The sequence below is a fragment of the Actinoplanes sp. NPDC026623 genome (assembly GCF_040638275.1).
GTDB lineage: Bacteria > Actinomycetota > Actinomycetes > Mycobacteriales > Micromonosporaceae > Actinoplanes.
Genome location: NZ_JBEZXZ010000446.1, coordinates 1 through 1,382, shown reverse-complemented (window position 1 = coordinate 1,382; position 1,382 = coordinate 1). Strand labels below are relative to the sequence as shown.

Annotated in this window: 3 protein-coding genes; 1 reads left to right on the top strand and 2 read right to left on the bottom strand. The window is 71.3% G+C overall.

Annotation, left to right across the window (positions count from 1 at the left end; genetic code table 11):
- Positions 1 to 174: non-reducing end alpha-L-arabinofuranosidase family hydrolase (locus AB0F10_RS45700; RefSeq protein ID WP_360640902.1), on the top strand; the 174-nt coding region annotated here is incomplete at its 5' end.
- 376 nt (positions 175 to 550) lie between these two features.
- Here AB0F10_RS45700 and AB0F10_RS45695 read toward each other — a convergent pair.
- Complete coding sequence (locus tag AB0F10_RS45695; RefSeq protein ID WP_360640900.1) at positions 551 to 820, bottom strand: hypothetical protein; 270 nt, start codon at positions 818 to 820, stop codon at positions 551 to 553.
- Positions 821 to 887: 67 nt separating this feature from the next.
- Positions 888 to 1,382: cellulose binding domain-containing protein (locus AB0F10_RS45690; protein WP_360640898.1), on the bottom strand; the 495-nt coding region annotated here is incomplete at its 5' end.

Sequence of the window (1,382 nt, the reverse complement as noted above, 5' to 3'; positions counted from 1 at the left end):
GCCACCTGGACCAACGACATCAGCCACGGAGACCTGGTCCGCACCAACCCCGACCAGACCAAGACCGTCGACCCCTGCAACCTGCAACTGCTCTACCAAGGCAAGGACCCCAACGCCGGGGGTGACTACAACAACCTTCCCTGGCGGCCGGGCCTGCTCACCCTGCAGCGCTAGGAGCGAGCCCCGGCCGGTGCGGCGCACGGCCGGGGCTTCCGAGCCACCGCCTACGAAACATCGGCGTATGCCGACGCCCGAGCTGTTGGGTCAGCCGGCCGTCGATTTGGCGGCCGGCTGCCCTCGGGGCCGCACATCTAGGTCCGCCGGTTGCGGGCGCCGTCCGCGGGGCCGGCCGTCGATTTTGGCGGCGACTGCCCTCGGGGCCGCACTTGTAGGTCCGCCGGTTGCGGGCGCGGTCGCCGGGCCGGTCGTCCGGGTTGCCGAGCCGGGCCACCCTGCCGATCCCCCGCAATTCCGAGCATGTGCCCACCGGGCCGGCAGCAGGTTGACGATCGCGCCGACGATCACCGATGAGAGCACGTAAGCCCTGGGCTTACGGGATCGAGTCCGCGACCGGGTCACCGGCCGCGATGCCGTCCGCCCGGTGGGGCAGCGCGGTCGGGCAGCGCGGTCGGGCAGCGCGGTCGGGCAGCGCGGTCGGGCAGCGCGGGGGCAGCGCGGGGGCAGCGCGCACCGGCGACGAACCACCCGGCGGCACGGTCAGCCCGCCTGGTCGACCGTGGCCGACACGCCCCAGCAGGTCCACAGTCTTGGAGTACGAGGCGACGTGCAGGGCCGGCTCGACACCCTCGATCCCGGACACAGGAGTCGTGACGGCAGGCTGACCGGAGCAGCATCCGCTGCTCCGGTCAGGCGCGTACATGCAGGGATCAGGAGCAGGCGGCGCCGTTGAGGCTGAAGCCGCTCGGGGCGGCGGCGTTGCCGTTGTGGTTGGCCTGGAACCCGATGGTGGTCGAGGCGCCCGGCGCGATGGTGGCGTTGTAACCGACATTGGTTGCCGCCACCTGGCCGCTGGCCGGCGAGTAGGTGGCACTCCAGCCGCTGGTGATGGTCTGCCCGGAGGCCAGGCCGAAGTTCAGCGTCCAGCCGTTGACGGGCGTGGTGCCGGTGTTGGTGATGGTGATGTTGTCCGTCAGACCGGTGTTCCACGCGTTGACCGAGTTGGTCACCCGGCAGGCCCCGCCCCCAGGATTCGGCGGCGTGCTGGTCGGGGGCGTCGTCGGGGGCGTCGTCGGAGGCGTCGTCGGAGGCGTCGTCGGAGGCGTCGTCGTGGGTGTCGATCCTTCGCTGACGGTGATGTTGGAGGTGGCGTTGCTCTGGTAGCCCTCGGTGGCCATGATCTGGTAGTCGTGGCTGCCGAGGTT